Source organism: Fulvivirga sp. (assembly GCF_040218215.1).
In the GTDB taxonomy this organism is placed as follows: domain Bacteria; phylum Bacteroidota; class Bacteroidia; order Cytophagales; family Cyclobacteriaceae; genus Fulvivirga.
In genome coordinates, this window is record NZ_JAVJQL010000028.1 from 707,100 (window position 1) to 724,049 (window position 16,950).

Consider the following 16,950-nt stretch of genomic DNA (forward strand, 5'->3'; position numbering starts at 1 on the left):
CACCAATTAACGAGTACATTTAATCTTTTCCTTATTTCAACATCAAGCCATATCTTTATTGGATGTCTGAAAAGTATAAGTTTCACAATCCGGAAGGCCTTTATTTTGTTACCTCAACCATTGTTTATTGGATTGACTTGTTTTCTAGAAATGAATTCAAACATATAATAGTGGAATCTTTGAAATATTGTCAGAAGGAAAAAGGTTTAACCATTCACGCTTGGTGTTTAATGTCCAGTCATCTTCATATGATCATTAGTGCTAAGAATGGTGATTTAGCTAGCATAATTAGAGACTTTAAAAAACACACATCAAAAAGGATAATTAAAGAAATGGATTTGATCAATGAAAGCAGGAAGGAATGGCTTTTACGTGCATTTAAAAAATCGGGAGAACCATTGACTAGAATAACCAATTACAAAGTCTGGCAAGATGGTAATCAACCTAAGGAAATAGTTACCAATCAATTTCTAGATCAAAAATTAGATTACATTCATCATAATCCTGTGGAAAACGAAATTGTTGAAGAACCTGAACACTATCTTTATAGTTCGGCTAGAGACTATACTGGGGTTAAAGGTTTGTTGAATATTGAACTTTTGGTATGATAAGCACTCGTTAAAAACGAGCGCCAGCTAAGGTGTTGCATTTAAACAAGGTATATGAAGAATATGAAAAAGATATGAATGAAGGGAAACCAATTGATGATGCTTTTCTTGCTAAAAATAGACTGTCAATATATGGAGTAATTATCTTTGGAATTCTATCTTTAGTTGGCCTATTTATGGAGTTTTTTTAATATAGGTTGTGAGCTAGCGCTCGTTTTTAACGAGTGCAATTAGATATTTTTCTAATAAAAAGCATCCTCAAAATGCTCAATCGTAAACTCACCTTTAGATTTTACCAGGGCGATAACATCAAACCGCACATCTCCTTTCCAGTCTGTTTCCTGAATGTAGTGCTCTGCCCCTTCCATAATTTTGGCTGCTTTTTTATCATCTACGGCAACTTCAGGTTCTCCAAAGGCCGTATAACTTTTGGTTTTTACCTCTACAAACACCAAAAGCTGTTCGTTGGTACAGATAATGTCTATCTCTGAGCGTCTGTGCCTGAAGTTGCGGCAGAGTATTTTAAAGCCTTTGCTTACCAAATAGTCGGCTGCGGCCTTCTCACCCTCAAAACCAATTTTAGCTTTTGTGTTCATAGAATTATCTACCTTTGAAGCTTGTTATAATGCGGTGTCATTGCAGAAAATTTCTTCTTAAACTAAATTAAAAGAAGAAATTTATCCGTAATCTCAATATCTGGAAAATAGATTCCTGAGATTTATTGTCTATATAAATTTAAGACATTATTTCACCGAATGGTCAGTAAGAAACATAAAAAGTGAACCACATTCTCAATAAAAAAGTAAAATTTATAGACTTAGGCCTTATCGATTATCAGCAGGCATGGGATTACCAGACTGGAATTTTTGATGGCATTGTAAAGCTTAAGATTGAGAACAGAAAAGTCACTGAAGCAGATCAAAAGCCAACCAGCAATTACCTTCTATTTTGTGAGCACCCGCATGTTTATACTTTGGGTAAAAGTGGTAGTGAAGAAAACCTTCTGCTTGATGAAAAAGGCTTAACAGAAAAGCAAGCCACCTTTTACAAAATCAATAGAGGTGGCGATATCACCTATCACGGTCCGGGTCAGATTGTAGGTTATCCAATTATTGATTTAGATAATTTCTTTACTGATATTCATAAATACTTGCGTTTGCTTGAGGAAGCTGTGATTTTAACGCTGGCTCATTATGGTATTGAGGCGGGTCGAATTGAAGGTCTCACAGGTGTATGGCTTGATTATGAGAAGCAGGAAAACCCAAGAAAAATATGTGCTCTTGGGGTGAAATCGAGCCGTTGGGTGACCATGCATGGTTTTGCATTTAACGTCAATGCTGATCTTAATTATTTTAATAATATTATACCCTGTGGCATAGATGACAAGGCCGTGACTTCCTTGAACAAAGAGTTGGGTCATGACCTGCCTATAGAGGAAGTGGAACTAATACTTAAGAAGAATATAGCGAGCCTTTTTGAAATGGAGCTAATATGAAAAAAGACATTAAAAAACCGCAAGTAAAAAATGTAACGGTGGCTATTGCCAAAAAAACCAATGAGCTTAATGTTGATGAGTGGTCGGTCTATCTGATCAACCAGAACAACTTTAAAATAGAAAACACGTTAGTGGCTTCAACGGGTTATGGGGAAACGGCTGGCGAAATTCAGAAAACATCTACCTTAAGACACTTCCTGGAGACCATAAACCCTCATAGTGCCACTTTAATTGAGCCCATCGCTGAAGATATTTTTCACCTAAACAATGAATACTGGGTGAGTTATTATGTTGAAGGAACCCTATTCGATAAAAGATTCATTTTTCTTCCAGATTCGATAAAAGACGAAAATTTAACTTACATTAAAGAGTTAGATACCAAAGGCATATTGCATTCGTGATTCGCGATATAAAAAATATTCTTTTTCTCGATATTGAAACAGTAGGACAAACTACTGATTATCAAAGCCTTGATGAGCGGCTAAAAAACCAATGGGCTAGAAAAGCGTCATTTTTAAAAAAGGAAGAGGGCATTACAGATGAACAACTGTTCTTGGACAGGGCTGGAATTTATGCTGAGTTCGGAAAGGTGGTAGTTATAGGTCTTGGCTACTTTCATATAGAAGGAGAAGAAGTTCAACTAAGAACCAAAGCCCTGTCTGGAGATGATGAAAAAGAACTCTTGTTGGAATTTAAGCACTTGCTGAGCAAAATGGCCCCTGATATTAGGCTTTGTGCACATAATGGAAAAGAGTTCGACTTTCCCTATTTAAGTAGAAGAATGCTGATCAATGGCATAGCATTACCAACGGCACTTAACCTTTCGGGGAAAAAACCATGGGAAGTTAATCATCTTGACACCATGGATATGTGGAAATTTGGGGATTGGAAGAACTACACTTCTTTGGATCTTTTGGCAGCCATTTTTGGCATCGAATCCAGTAAAACGGATATGGATGGCAGCATGGTTAACACAGTTTACCACGAACAAAAAGACCTGAATAAAATAGCGAAATACTGCCTTCAGGATGTAGTAGTTACAGCCAAGCTGTACACAAAACTACAGAGCATCGAGCTCCCTGAGATTAAGGTAATTGAAACCTGAATGCACTAACGCTTAACCAATTAATAATTTTTCACAGAGCACTACCCGCCAAAATAGTTGCATCTTTACAACATCTTATAGATAAAAATAATGAGCAAAAAACGAAATAAAACCAAGTCAGGTAAAGCTGACGATATAAAGCAAAAGCTCGCCCACAAAATAGTTAACCTACTTAATTCAAATATTAATAGAGCCTACACGGTAAGTCAAATCACTAAAAAACTTGGCTTCCGCAGAAAAGATTATAATCGTGAAATACCATTTGTTGTCAACCTGCTGGAAAAGGAAGGCAAGATTGGCCAGTTAAGCAATGGAAGTTATAAAGGCAATCACGAGCCTGATTTTGTAGTTGGCAAGGTAGACCATGTAAACCAGCGGTTTGCCTATGTTATCACTCCCGATGAAGAGGAGGATATTTACGTAGCGGCCAAAGACTTGAAGTATGCCATGGATGGTGATACTGTTAGGGTTGGAATTAAAGACAAAAAACATGGTAAGCACCGTGAGGGTTTTGTACTTGAAGTAGAACAGCATGGCAAAGACCAAATTGTAGGAAGAATAGAATTCTCACCAAGGTTTGCCTTCGTAATACCTGACAATCGAAAAATCCATCAGGATATTTTCATCAACCTTAATGATACTAGTGGTGCTGCCCATAACGACAAAGTTATTGTCAAGATCACCCAGTGGCCATCTGACGATAAAAGTCCTGAAGGCGAGGTGATCAGGGTATTGGGCAAGGCTGGTGACAACAATGCGGAGATACACTCTATCATGGCAGAATTTGACCTTCCTTTTGAGTTTCCCAAACATGTGGAGGAAGAAGCGGAGGCCATCAGTGATAAAATTTCTAAGAAGGAGATTGAAGCCCGGAAGGATTTCCGTGATGTATTGACATTTACCATTGACCCGGCTGATGCCAAGGACTTTGATGATGCCATATCCTACAAACCATTAGACAATGGCAATATTGAGATAGGTGTCCATATTGCTGATGTTACCCATTACGTGCTCCCGGGTACTGATTTGGAGAAAGAAGCCTATGACAGGGCCACTTCAGTGTATCTGGTAGACAGAACGGTGCCTATGCTTCCTGAAAAGCTTTCTAACGGATTGTGTTCGTTAAGGCCTAATGAAGATAAGCTGACTTTTGCCGCGGTATTCGAGATGGATGAAAATGGCGGAGTGATTAATGAATGGTTTGGAAGAACGGTGATTCACTCTGACCGTAGGTTTACTTACGAAGATGCCCAGGAAGGTATAGAAAGCGGAGAGGGTGATTATTGCAAGGAGCTTCAGACATTAAACGCATTGGCAAAGAAACTTCGGGAACGAAGATTTGGACAGGGTGCAGTGAATTTTGAAACCACAGAAGTAAAATTCAAGCTGGACGAAAACGGAAAGCCTTTAGGGGTTTTCCCAAAAGTGAGAAAAGATGCTCATAAGCTTATTGAAGAATTTATGCTGATGGCAAATAGGCAGGTGGCGCGCTTCGTGTACAACAAGAAAAAGGGGGAGGAGAAGCTGACCTTTGTTTACAGAACACACGACTATCCTGACCCTGAAAAGATTGATACATTTGCCACTTTTGCCAGAAGGTTTGGCCATGAAATGCAAACAGAAGAACAGGCCATTTCTAAATCACTGAATAAATTGATGACCAATATTGAAGGCAAGCCTGAAGAAAATGTTTTGATGCAATTGGCTATCAGGTCAATGGCAAAGGCAAAATATACCACAGAGGCCATGGGCCACTTTGGGTTGGCGTTTGATCATTATTCGCACTTCACATCTCCTATCCGTAGATACCCTGATATGATGGTGCACCGATTACTCCAAAAATATTTGGATGGTAACAAGTCGGCCAAAAAGGAAGATTATGAAGAGAAATGTGTCCACTCTTCTGAAAGGGAGAAAAGAGCCGCTGAAGCAGAAAGGGCTTCCATTAAGTACAAACAGGTTGAATTTATGTCAATGGTGGAAGACAAAGTGTTTGACGGCATTATTTCTGGCGTTACCGAATGGGGTATTTTTGTTGAAATAGTAGAGACCAAATGCGAAGGTATGGTGCGGATGGTTGATCTTAAGGATGACTATTACGAATTTGATGAGAAGAACTACCGTGTAATTGGCCGAAAAAACAAGAAAATGTACGAGCTTGGAGGCAAGGTATTGGTAGCGGTTAAGAATACTGATATAGACAGAAGAACAATTGACCTGGAATTTGTTGATGAGAAGGACAAATTCTTTTACGAGTAGCGATTGATTACATGCAAAATAAAATAGCAAAGCTTCACGCTCTGATTGAGGAGCAGATTGAAAAACAGGAATATGGGCAGTCTCCAAAAGAGCTTTATGAACCCATAAAATATATCATGTCACTGGGCGGCAAAAGGCTTCGCCCCACATTGGTTTTACTGAGCTACAGCTTGTTTGAGATAGATCCTGAAGAGGTGATAGATCAGGCACTGGCCGTGGAGGTTTTCCACAATTTTACCTTGATGCATGATGACATCATGGATGAAGCGCCATTGCGCAGGGGCAAGAAAACTGTGCATGAAAAATGGAATGGCAACACCGCTATTTTATCTGGCGATGTCATGCTGGTGAAGGCTTATGACATGCTTTTATCTACCAGAAAGAAGCAGCTTAAACCTGTGCTCAGAATATTTAATAAATGTGCCGCTGAGGTCTGTGAAGGACAGCAAATGGACATGAATTTTGAGACCCAAAACAAAGTTACTGAAGCGGAATACATTGAGATGATCCGCCTAAAGACTGCTGTGCTGATAGGCATGAGTTTGGAACTTGGGGCGATACTTGCCGAAACTAAATCTTCGACTCAGGAATACTTGCGTGAATTTGGTGAGAACATAGGCATAGGCTTTCAGCTGAAAGATGACTTGCTTGATGTGTATGGCGATCAAAAGAAGTTTGGTAAGCAGGTAGGTGGTGACATCATCTCAAACAAGAAAACCTTCTTGTTGATAGAGGCCTTAGAAAGGGCCAATAAAAAGCAAAAAGCAGAGCTCAACAAATGGCTAAAGGCAACAGACTTTGACCCTGCAGAGAAGGTGAAAGCGGTAACTGCTATTTATGATGAAATAGGCATCAAAGAACTGACTGAGGTCAAGATGAATGAGTACTTTGACAAAGGCTTCAGTGCTTTCAAAAGAGTGGACGCCTCACTTTCTAAAAAGGCACTATTAAGAGAGTTTGCAGAGGCTTTGATTGATAGGGTGCATTAGAAACAAGTAACCCGGTGACTCAAAGTCACCGGGTTACTAAATATCTTACAGAAACTAGCGCAAGTGTCCACTTGTGCCTTTCTCTTTGAAGCTCTGGGGCAGTTCAGGCGGGTACTTGAATTAGTATGGATTAATGTAAACCAATACATTTTGAATAGCAAAATCTAATGTTAACCTCTGATTCGAAGAATAGCACATAAATGTAATTGTATTCATTACGGCTAATTATTTCAATTTCTTGCTTACTATCAATGGTTAGTGATAATGCTTGGAGGTTGTTTTTACTTACTTCTAAATCTGCTATTGATTTAAAGGATGGGCCTAAATTTTGATTTAACAATTCACCAATATTTTTATTTTCGAGCCTGATATTATAGTTATTGATTTCAGAAACAACAATTATCTGAATCGTTTCTTTGAAAGATACTTGTTCTTTTAGTCGAGAGTAAAATATGGTGCTATCAATACTAAAGGTGTTGTATAATTTGGATTTATACTCTTCTTCATAGTCACTTAGATCAAAAGTGACTTTTAAGTTTTTATAACTAACATCCTTAGGCGAAGTGCATGTGCTTATAAAGGCAAGTAATAATGTTACCCTGAGAAAATTCATTGTTTTTATTATGACATAGTTCTACTTTAATGAAAGTAATCTAAAATGCCTTAAAACAAAAAACCCTTCCGAGTTACCGGAAGGGTTTTCAACAATCAAAACTCAAAAACCTATTTGAAATTTATCTCCAATGTGGTGGTCTCTAAAGGATTGTAAGGGGCAAGATTTTGTATCCTTTCGGCCATTGGGTTCCAATCAGCGCCAGGAGAAAGCTCTGATCTTATAAAACCGTCCCTGTCAAAAAACCCGGGAGGGTTGGTATTTACCAAATAAGCATCTAATAAATTCTGAGGGATATTTGGGAACACAGACTTAATACGTGTTGTGAACACGTTTCTGACAGAATAGTCTTCCAAAAGCATAGCCCTGCTGTCAGCATCTAAGTTGCTTGGTGGTAAGCCTACTTCAGCGACAGCTAAGTTTAGCGCATCATTTCCAGAGGCTACAAAAGCCCAGTTAAACCCAACATTCGCTTCATCAAGCAGCCTTGCTCTTGGGTGGTTAGAGTTGCCATACACATCTATAAAGTCACCTTTTTTACCCACGAACATTCTTAGGTTTTTCATTGAAAACTCATCGGCATCGGGTCTGTCAAAGGCAAGTCCTGCAATGCTTACTTCCATAGTTGCATCATAAACATCATCGCCTGAAGCGTCATAATCTATTCTGTAGATAGCGTTAAAACCATTTTCGGTATCATTCCTGTTAATGTTGTAAGGCTTTAAGATTGAAATGCCATTTAGTGAAGGCTCATTGTTCCAGAATACCTGCATGGCCATGCCGCCATCAGCCTCGTTTTCAGAATCAGCATCAATAACGGTGAGCATGTATTCCCAGGTAGTACCTTCAAATTCTACATTTTGTGTTACTGTCAAGGTTTTGTTACGCCCATCATCTTCACTTTCATATGTTAATACCTGCAGGCTTTCAATATTAAAAGTCTTGATAGCTGAAATAATTTCCTCGGTAATTTCTTTTGAAGCTTCACCTATGAAAATAAATAGTCTTAGGTGCCTGTAAATGGCATCTCCTGATAATTCTTCTTCGGTACGTCCAATGCGTCCACCGCCCAGTGTTGTTGGGTTGCTTATTGAAGAAGGGATGTCAACTCCAAAGGACTCAGGTAGATAACCCTGCTCAGCTACAATTTCCGGGTTCTCGTCACATGATGTCAATCCTATAGAAAGCATCAACACAAGTGCTGCTACTAATAATAGTCGAAAATCTGATTTTAACTTTTTCATAATTTTGATTTTAAATTCTTAATCTCTTTTGGTTAAAGGATGTTTTTATATCCTTTCGCTATTAGAACACACCAAGTTTGATCTACCCTTACTCTGGGTGAAACATTTTTTTATTCTATTAATGTCGTATCAGTAACCAATAAATTTTTTTAGGTGGCATTTACACTGAATTTAACAAAAACACCCCCGTAAACCCCTCAAAGTAATATTTTGACATCCCCCTAACCCCCTTCAAAAGGGGGAATTCCTCCCTCAAGGGAGGTTAGGAGGGTGTCTTATCCGAATCATTTTTATGTTTATCAATCCAATCAATTATCGACTGCAAAACATGACTTATGTTCTTCTTTACATCCATATCATCAAACCTTAGAAATGTCACGCCATACTCTTCAATTCTCGTTTGCCTGATTTTATCCCTTTCAGGTGCGCCTTCATGATAATGGCTTTCACCATCAATTTCAATTACCAGTGACAATTCATGACAGTAAAAATCAACAATATAATCAAGCATAGGCACTTGCCGATGAAACTGATGGCCAAGCTGTCGATTTTTGATTTCACACCACAACAAAACTTCCGAGAGGGTACTATTCTTTCTTAGTGCCCTGGCCTTTTCTTTTAGGTCTGCTCGATAAGGTATAATTCTGTTTTTCGGCATAAGCACTGAAGTTAACAAATATAAAACACCTCTATGATACTCTCCGATGCGATTTTTAACACCCCCTTTCAAAGAAGGAATTCCTCCCTTCAGGGAGGTTAGGACGGTGTGGTTTACTCCACAATAGTAGTATCCGTAACCACAGTAGTCACCGCAAAAAAGCCAACAGCACCTTCACTAAGGTTGGTGGGGACCTGGTCTTTTTGTATGTCAAACACTCCGCCTCGCCATTCCGTTTCCGAAAGAAAGGACCTTAAAAACTCCTGATATGCCGGACTTATGGAGTACCGCCTTCTGATCACCATACTTTGAGCAGGAAAGTAGAATTCTTCTTTTTCCGGAGCATAGATTTTCTGAACATCAATATTTTTCAGGTCATAGTAAACCAACTTTGCCCGGCATTCTTCTGGTTGGCCTACACACTCTTGAGTACCACTCCAATCAATATGATAGTTGATATAATTTGGATTGACCCCGGAGTCTTCAAAAGTGATTTTGAACTTTTGTGGCCCATCTACCTCTACCGGTTCATACTTTAGGGGAGGAAGCAACTGCCCGGGCGGAGCTGCATCAAAAGCCCTGTATTCTTTGCCTTTATATCTGATAATTAAAGCATAGGCCTTTCCAAATACTGCCCGCAGCGAGTCTGTAAAATACTCTCCAGAGCCTCTAGGCCGCTCTCTAAGCAACGTAAAATTTTGATCGCTATCAGCTATAATCACCACCGCACCTGTAGCAGGTATTTCAGGTTGGTTTTGTGAAGCATATGGATGTGTAAGTTTTATTTTTTGAGCCACTCGTCTATTAGTCAAGACACCTTCAACGACCAGTAAATCGGTATTTTCAAACTCAATGGTTTCATCAAGCACCTCTTCGCAGCTCCAACCAAACGTGGCCAATAGAATTAATATGATCAAGAGCCTCTTATTCATAATATCCTAAAATTATAAGTTAATGAAGGCGTAAACCTGAAAAGGTAATATTGTGATGTCACCCTATTATCTTCCAGCAAGTTGGCCGGTATTTTAAACTCATTTTCTCCAACCTCGGTCTTATTATAATTGATAAACAGGGTATTTTTTCGGCCGTATAAATTATACAATGACAAGGTAAGGTCATGGTGAAACTTAGTATTCTGAGGCTTATTTAAAGTGAAAGTAGCCGATACATCCAGCCTGTGATAATCGGGCAACCGGGCATTGTTTTTCTTGCCATATACCGGAGTTTCCTGATCGTTAAATTTGTAAAATCCCACTGGTGCAGAGTATGGCGAACCTGTGTAATAGATCCAGTTGGCTCCCAAGGTTATTCTTTCCGTAATGTCATAAGCAGAAACAATATTGACCTCATGCGGACGATCATAGAAAGCATTAAAAGTTTCACCATTGTCTATCTCATCAAAAGTTCTGGTGGCTTTTGAATAAGTGTAGCCTGCCCAACCTCTTAATCTGCCCACCTCCTTTTTTAAGGTGACCTCGGTGCCGTAGGCTTCTGCATCTCCAAATAGTAATTCTCTTTCTACAAGCGGGTTGAGCAATGTTTCCGCATGGGGTTCATAGTCAATTTGATTGAACATCCTTTTGGCGTAGGCTTCTACATTAAAAGTTAATCCACTATTTGGCCAGCTTTGTTGATAACCCAGGGATACCTGATTAGCAATTTGTGGTTTTATATTGATGCTGCTGGGCAGCCATACCTCAAGTGAGGTAAAAGGACTAATGGAATTGGTAATGAGGTGGAGGTTTTGAACCGTTCGGGCATAGCTGAGCTTGATGGCAGACTGACTGTTGATGAAATAGCTGATACCAAGTCGCGGCTCTGCATTTCTATATTCATTATAGTCTTCCCCAGCTTCATAAAACAGGGTATCAGTCACATTTTTGTTTTCATCGAACTGAAACTCAAAGGCGTTACCTTGGTTGGTCCACGTGGTAAGTCTTAGCCCATATTTCAACCCCCAATGCTCACCTAGTTTCACCTCCTGCTGACCATAAAAGACACCTTCAAAGGCATTTTTTATAGAAACGAGTGGGGGCTGAACATTTGGATCATCCGTGGTTAGGTTACCAGGATTGAAGTTGTGGCCATTGATAGCCAGCCCGAAGGTGACCACATTATCAGGGTTAACGAAATAGGTAAAATCACCTTTGATATTTAAGTTGGCAATGTGAGATTTCCACTTGGTATTATTTTCAACATCAGTGTGCAAATAATAGTCATAGGAGCTCGCTGCTATTGTAGTGTTTAGAAATAACCTGTAATTGACTATATGACTCCACCTGAAAGTGCCTGCCAGATTAGCCCATTCTATCCCGCTGTTATCAACAAAATAATTATCCCTACCGGAATAAGTGGAGAAATAGATTTTATCCCGACTGGAAAGCTTGAAATTTAGCTTTGCTGTCAAATCATAAAAATACAACTGCTTTAAATCAGGATTTTCCCTTTCAAAAATCCACTTGATGCGTGATAGCCTGCCGGATACCAAAAAGGAGCTTTGATCTTTCCTAATGGGGCCTTCTACACCTAGTTTGGTGCTTATTAAACCTACATTTCCCCAAACCTGAGTACGCTTGTCATTCCCCTTTTTTGTACGAATGTCTATTACCGAAGAAAGTCGGCCGCCCATAGAGGCTGGCATGTCACCAGAATAGATGTCTATACTGTTTATGGCATCTGGAATGATGGTAGAAAACACCCCTAGCATATGGCTAGAATTAAATATTGGTGCATCATCAAGCATTATCAAATTTTGGTCACGGTTGCCACCTCGCACGTAAAAAAAAGTAGAGCCATCAGAATGTGCCTTTACGCCTGGCATAAACTCCATGGACTTTACCACATCCATTTCTCCAAAAAGTGCTGGCATTTCGCTCACTGCCTCGGGGCGTAAAATAGATTTGCTGAGCTGAATTTCTCCAATTTCCGGGTTGGGACCAGAAGAGATGACAACTTCTTCTAGCATTGGAATAGTTTCCTTTAATTCTATTACCTCTTCCGCAGTACTATGATCATAGGTTTTGCTGATATCACCATATCCAATAAATGAAAATTTAACATCATGTTCCTGGGCAGGCACTGTCAGAGAAAAGAAACCGTAGACATTGCTTGAGGTTCCAATATTGAGCGAGGGTATAGAAACGGTCGCCCCAATAAGTACTTCCCCATTTTTGCTGTCCTTTATATAACCGCTTATGGTATAGGTCGAGGTCCGTTTGTCATTGACTTTTTTTTTAGGCTTTACGATAATCTGCTTCTCAACAAAATCAAACTCAATAGAAAACTTGTCACTCAAATCATCAAGAATCTCACTAAGGGATTTCTTGGCTGAGTAGGTAATCTTTTCTGATAGAGGAAGCTTGTTGGGGTTATAAGAAAAGGAAACAGCAACCTTTTCTTCAATGATTTCCAGCAGCCTTTTTAGTGATTCATCGTTAACGTCAACTTCAATTACCTGATTTGCATCTTGATTTTGAGAGAAGGAATCAAATGGCGATAAAGCAGAAATAAGTATTCCGACAATTAAGAAAAACTGTTTGGCTTTTATCTCCATGAAGATGGTTTTTAGCATCCAGCATTGGTAATGTTTACCTGATTCTCTTCCCTGACTATTTCAAGCTCTAAGGTAGACTCAAGAACATTCAAAACGGCATCAAATGATTGATTATCAAAAGTAACGCTCACTTTGCAGTTTCCTCCTACACCTTCAACCAGATTCAGTCTCATGTTATAAACATGATTTAGTGTAGAAATCACCTCGGCTAAATCTGCATTTTCAAAGATGATGGTTCTTGTTTTCCAAGCCAGAAAGTTAACATCGTCATTTCTGCTGCTGCTTAGTTCATCATTGTTGTGGGCCAGCACTCCTTTATCGCCTGCATTTAATTTTATGGATGCTTTGGTTTCAAGAGAAGACAAAGCAACTAATCCTGTGGCCACAGTAACTTCAGTTTTATCGCTTTCAACGGAATTGATATTAAATGAAGTTCCTAAAACCTGCACACTTGCCTCTGCTGTATTAATAATAAAAGGCTTTTTCTTGTTAGGGGTGACTTCAAAAAAGGCTTCACCTGTAAGCTTCACTTTTCTGTCAGTAGCACCAAAATCTTTTGAGTAAGCCAAGGTCGAATTTTTGTTTAGAGTAACTGTTGAGCTGTCTGGTAAGACAAAGACTTCAGCTGATGCTGCAGTTTCATAAAACGTTTCATCATTCTTGAGAAGGCTTAGGTATAATATGGCTCCTGAAACTAATAATATCAAAAATGTGGCGGCAACTTTATACCAAATACTTGTTGAAGAAGTGACCATTTCAATGGTCTTCGTTTTGCCTTCTACATTACTTTTGAACTTGCTCCATTCTGCATTCACATCAATGTCCAATGCTGTTTCTGAGCTGTGGCTTTTAGTTAATGCAATTACCTTTTTGCTTTTCTCGAAGATCTCCTGATTGGCAGGGTCATCTTTTAACCAACTAGCAAGTTGTTCCTCCTCCACGGAGGTAGTTTCACCAGCCAGAGACTTGGCAATTAGTTGTTCAATATCGTTTTGTTCTTCTTTCAATTTTATATGCTTACCTGGATAACACTCAAGTCATGGTTTACCCTTATTTAAAAAGTAGAAAAATTAAAATTGTTAAATATTCTGCCAAATGCTCTCGTAACAATCTCAACGCTTTTGACATTTGAGCTTCTACCGTTTTTACCGAAATTTTCAGCCTGTCAGCAATTTCAGCATACTTTAGCTCCTCTACTCTGCTCAATTCGAAAACCTCGCGGCATTTCTTTGGCAATATGTTAAGTGCAAATTCTATGTCTTTGGCCAGTTCTTTTGTTTCAATACTGCTGTCTTCAGCAGAATGTGCCCCATCATTAACTTCAGATAAGGCCACCATCTTCTTGTTGTCCCTGATAAAGTTCAGGCACTTGTTACGCACAGCAGTGTACAAATAGCTCCTGTAATTGGTGTCTGGTTCCAGCGTTTTATCCTTCTCCCAAAGGCGCACAAATACATCATGAACAATGCCTTTGGCATCATCAAGATCGTGCACATATTTCATGGCAAAACCCGTAAGTGGCTTAAAATGCTCCTTAAATAAGGTTTCGAATAAGGGGAGATCGGTCTTGTTCAAATTAGGGTCGACTTTGAACTAAATATACACTATAGAATGGGAATGTAAAAAGTGATAAACTATTTAAGTTGACATGAAATCATCACATAGAAGAAGACTGAAAATTTATGTAATCTTGGTGCCATGAATCTGGTAGCCTTTTTGTCCTTTATTTTCATTACCACCTATACTCCCGGGCCAAACAATATTACCTGCGCTTCTTTTGGAATGCATTTGGGATACAAACAGACCTTTAAGTTTTTGATGGGTATAGTATCAGGGTTCTTTACAGTGCTTTGGATTTGTGTTTTGCTCTCATCGGTGATCCTTGAAGTAGCACCGTTTATCAATACCTACCTTAAGTATATAGGAGCAGCTTACATTTTGTGGCTTGCCTATCATACATTAAAAGCGAGCTATACTTCTTCATCGGAAATTAAAGTATTGGCCACATTTAGCAGAGGGTTTTTACTACAAATGGTCAATCCCAAAGGCATATTTTATGGGATGACTGTTTTTACAACCTTTCTCTATGAACCAGACAAGGCGGTAATTTCACATGCTCCGTGGATATTTGTTTTGGCAGCAGTGTGCTTTAGCTCTGTTTCTGTGTGGACCTTGTTCGGCAACTTTATTCAGAAGTACATGCAGAATGAGACCCTGAAAAAGGCTATTAACATTGTCCTTTCCTTGGCGCTGGTTTATACTGCACTGCAGATTTTAGAGTTGTTTTAACTATCTGCGTCTATAGAAATATAATACCGCTTCTATTTCCCTTGGCTCTTCACTTAAAGTGAAAAAACCAGAACCATCTTTCTTCCAGGCAATGGATTCTCCTTGTGGTTCGATAACATAAGGTACGAAGGTAGGCTCCGTCATTAAAAGGTCAGCGATTGATTGGCCGTCTCTTTTCCAATAATAAATACCATCATAAGTTTTGGTGAGAATCTCCTGGCCATCTGGAGTGATGTCAGCAGCTACCGTGTTGAAGAAAGGCATTTCACCCAGCTTTTCAAGGGTATTGGTCCTTGAAGTTGATTGCGGATAGCCAGCTTTATAAATACCAATGTTTTGCTCTCTTTTTGAAAGCACATAAATGTCTTTGGTTTGGGGGTCTACAAAAAGACTTTCGGCATCACGTCTTCCATCAGGATAAATGAAGGTAATGACTTCAATATTAGAAATTTCCCTGCTTTCATCAGAAAGTTTAGGTTCTTCAAATCTGTAAATGTATTTGAGCTCATGCACGGCATTATTATCTCCCATTTCAGCAAGGTAGATGTAGTTTTTTTCCGCTTCTGGTCCCGGGCCAGTGTAGATATCTTCCCAGTCGCGGTTATCCACTCCTTTTAACTTAAACTCAGCTTTGAAATGGCCATACTCATCAAGTAGAAATATCCTTGCCTTGTCGCCACTGTCATTATGTGTCCAAAGCATGTTCGGATTGTTGATGCCTGCAGCCAGCCCTGAGGCTTCATTGATTTGATTATTTTCAATCTCTCCTCTCGACTCGGCTGGGTAGAAGGGGCTTTGTGCAAGAACACTGGCTGACAACAGCATAAAGCCAATAGATACTATTTTTCTGGCTGATTGAAGGAACTGAATATTCATAAGTAAAAAAATTGAAGCCTGAACTTAGCACAAAAAATAAATTAAACAAAAGAGGTTGGAAATCATTTTCCAACCTCTTTATGTGCTTAATTATCAGCCGGTTGATCCAGGGGTTGAATAATATCAGACCAGGAATACAGTTGAAATGTTTTGTCATCTGACATGGCGACAAATAGTCCTTGCGGAAACTTGGTGCCAAGAGGAATACTTGTAACATCACTGCCGTCACTTTCATTGGTAGAAGTATTCACAGCGCCTAGAAGCTTGTGCTCATGTGGATTGGTGGCTGAACCTTCCCTTGCATATATATTGAAACGGTTAGCCTGCTGATCAGAGATCAGAATATAGCCTTTACCACCATCCATTTTGTAGATGGAAATGCCCTCATTATCATCTTTAAAATCACCAGAGCCAAAAAGTGCTAACTCAGTGCCTGTGCTATCTGGGTGTGCATAATATTTATGTGTGCCAGTTCCTTCGTCTGAGTAATAAACATAACCGAGCTCATTGTCCACGGCAATGGATTCTATCTCTTTGATGCCACTGAATGCTCCAAATTTACGGAGTAGTTGAACTTGAACCATTCCGGTGCTATCTGCAATAAGATTATATTGCCACAAATATGTGCTATCAGTTGGGCCAGACTTACGGCCAACGATGGCTGAAATCTCATTGGTTTCTGGGTTAGTGAAAAGCGCTATGCCCATTGGGTCCCTTAGCGCTTCGCCTTCAAAAACTTCAATGCCTCCATTATCCAATGGCTGTATGTCTGGCAAGCTGAAAATCCTGATGCTGTTGGTATACCTTTCTGTGCAAACGGCAATATCCAACATTTTGTCGCCAGCTTTTAGACCGTAAGCGATATCAACATTGTTTGGTCTCTGGATTCCTGATACAGTTTTCTCTTTAATGATATGGCCTTCCAGATCATAAACGTATAGACCGCCTACACCTTCGTCACCTCCTTTGTCAGTACCTATAATCAGACTTTGAGAGGGGTCTTCTTTGTTTATCCATATTGCAGGATCATCAGTGTCATGGGCCGCTGGTTCAGTAACAACTAAAGGTTTAATGTTGGAAGGAACATCGACAGTTGCTGTAGCTTGTTCCTGTTGTTTTTGATTACAGCCAGAGGCTGCCAATAATATTGATAAAATTAATATTCTTTGATGCATATAATGTACTTGTAATATGAAAAGAAAGCTTGCCTAGCACCATTCCTCAAAAGGATGATCACTAGACAAGCCAACATGTTTTTAAT

The 16,950-nt window shown here is 39.3% G+C and carries 17 protein-coding genes; 7 read left to right on the forward strand and 10 right to left on the reverse strand.

All coding sequences use genetic code 11. From position 1 onward, the window contains the following. Positions 1-62: 62 nt before the first annotated feature. Positions 63-608 (forward strand): REP-associated tyrosine transposase, encoded by a 546-nt coding sequence (locus RIB54_RS21410; RefSeq protein ID WP_350102937.1) that lies wholly within the window; start codon positions 63-65, stop codon positions 606-608. Between the two features lie 242 nt (positions 609-850). Here RIB54_RS21410 and RIB54_RS21415 read toward each other — a convergent pair whose 3' ends face one another. Continuing rightward, the gene (locus RIB54_RS21415) at positions 851-1,204 is read right to left on the reverse strand and encodes a YraN family protein (RefSeq protein WP_350102938.1); all 354 of its coding nucleotides are present in this window, start codon (positions 1,202-1,204) and stop codon (positions 851-853) included. 182 nt (positions 1,205-1,386) lie between these two features. On the opposite strand from RIB54_RS21415, the gene lipB reads away from it, so the two are divergent. The 5 genes from lipB to RIB54_RS21440 all read left to right on the forward strand — a co-directional run bounded on the left by lipB (position 1,387) and on the right by RIB54_RS21440 (position 6,456). Continuing rightward, entirely contained in the window at positions 1,387-2,103 is a 717-nt protein-coding gene (gene lipB / locus RIB54_RS21420) for a lipoyl(octanoyl) transferase LipB (protein ID WP_350102940.1), read from the forward strand. Next, the gene (locus RIB54_RS21425) at positions 2,100-2,504 is read left to right on the forward strand and encodes a hypothetical protein (protein ID WP_350102941.1); all 405 of its coding nucleotides are present in this window, start codon (positions 2,100-2,102) and stop codon (positions 2,502-2,504) included. Before lipB ends, RIB54_RS21425 begins: the two co-directional genes overlap by 4 nt. Then, positions 2,501-3,208 (forward strand): 3'-5' exonuclease, encoded by a 708-nt coding sequence (locus tag RIB54_RS21430; RefSeq protein ID WP_350102942.1) that lies wholly within the window; start codon positions 2,501-2,503, stop codon positions 3,206-3,208. Before RIB54_RS21425 ends, RIB54_RS21430 begins: the two co-directional genes overlap by 4 nt. Positions 3,209-3,298: 90 nt before the next feature. Beyond that, positions 3,299-5,467, forward strand: a complete 2,169-nt coding sequence (rnr, locus tag RIB54_RS21435) for a ribonuclease R (protein WP_350102943.1) — start codon at positions 3,299-3,301, stop codon at positions 5,465-5,467. Positions 5,468-5,478: 11 nt separating this feature from the next. Further along, complete coding sequence (locus tag RIB54_RS21440; RefSeq protein WP_350102945.1) at positions 5,479-6,456, forward strand: polyprenyl synthetase family protein; 978 nt, start codon at positions 5,479-5,481, stop codon at positions 6,454-6,456. A 130-nt stretch (positions 6,457-6,586) separates the two neighbouring features. Here the strand turns inward: RIB54_RS21440 and RIB54_RS21445 are convergent, their stop codons facing one another. The 7 genes from RIB54_RS21445 to RIB54_RS21475 form a co-directional block, all read right to left on the reverse strand. Beyond that, the gene (locus RIB54_RS21445) at positions 6,587-7,069 is read right to left on the reverse strand and encodes a hypothetical protein (RefSeq protein WP_350102946.1); all 483 of its coding nucleotides are present in this window, start codon (positions 7,067-7,069) and stop codon (positions 6,587-6,589) included. Positions 7,070-7,179: 110 nt separating this feature from the next. Continuing rightward, on the reverse strand, positions 7,180-8,313 hold the full coding sequence (locus RIB54_RS21450) for a hypothetical protein (protein ID WP_350102948.1): 1,134 nt from the start codon (positions 8,311-8,313) through the stop codon (positions 7,180-7,182). Between the two features lie 262 nt (positions 8,314-8,575). Further along, positions 8,576-8,971, reverse strand: coding sequence for an endonuclease domain-containing protein (locus RIB54_RS21455; RefSeq protein WP_350102949.1), 396 nt, complete (start codon positions 8,969-8,971; stop codon positions 8,576-8,578). A 113-nt stretch (positions 8,972-9,084) separates the two neighbouring features. Next, positions 9,085-9,903, reverse strand: coding sequence for a DUF4249 family protein (locus RIB54_RS21460; protein WP_350102950.1), 819 nt, complete (start codon positions 9,901-9,903; stop codon positions 9,085-9,087). Continuing rightward, positions 9,900-12,524 (reverse strand): TonB-dependent receptor, encoded by a 2,625-nt coding sequence (locus RIB54_RS21465; RefSeq protein ID WP_350102951.1) that lies wholly within the window; start codon positions 12,522-12,524, stop codon positions 9,900-9,902. Before RIB54_RS21465 ends, RIB54_RS21460 begins: the two co-directional genes overlap by 4 nt. Before the next feature lie 11 nt (positions 12,525-12,535). Continuing rightward, positions 12,536-13,531 carry a FecR family protein gene (locus RIB54_RS21470; protein ID WP_350102952.1) on the reverse strand — a complete coding sequence of 332 codons (996 nt, stop codon included), beginning with the start codon at positions 13,529-13,531 and terminating at the stop codon, positions 12,536-12,538. Between the two features lie 43 nt (positions 13,532-13,574). After that, complete coding sequence (locus RIB54_RS21475; protein ID WP_350102953.1) at positions 13,575-14,099, reverse strand: RNA polymerase sigma-70 factor; 525 nt, start codon at positions 14,097-14,099, stop codon at positions 13,575-13,577. A gap of 123 nt (positions 14,100-14,222) precedes the next feature. Here RIB54_RS21475 and RIB54_RS21480 point away from each other — a divergent pair, with 123 nt between their 5' ends. Then, positions 14,223-14,813: a LysE family translocator gene (locus RIB54_RS21480; RefSeq protein WP_350063659.1), complete on the forward strand. Its 591-nt coding sequence runs from the start codon at positions 14,223-14,225 to the stop codon at positions 14,811-14,813. On the opposite strand, the gene RIB54_RS21485 is transcribed toward RIB54_RS21480, so the two are convergent. Further along, on the reverse strand, positions 14,814-15,689 hold the full coding sequence (locus tag RIB54_RS21485) for a hypothetical protein (protein ID WP_350102954.1): 876 nt from the start codon (positions 15,687-15,689) through the stop codon (positions 14,814-14,816). Between the two features lie 86 nt (positions 15,690-15,775). Further along, positions 15,776-16,864 carry a phytase gene (locus RIB54_RS21490; protein WP_350102955.1) on the reverse strand — a complete coding sequence of 363 codons (1,089 nt, stop codon included), beginning with the start codon at positions 16,862-16,864 and terminating at the stop codon, positions 15,776-15,778. Between the last annotated feature and the right edge of the window lie 86 nt (positions 16,865-16,950).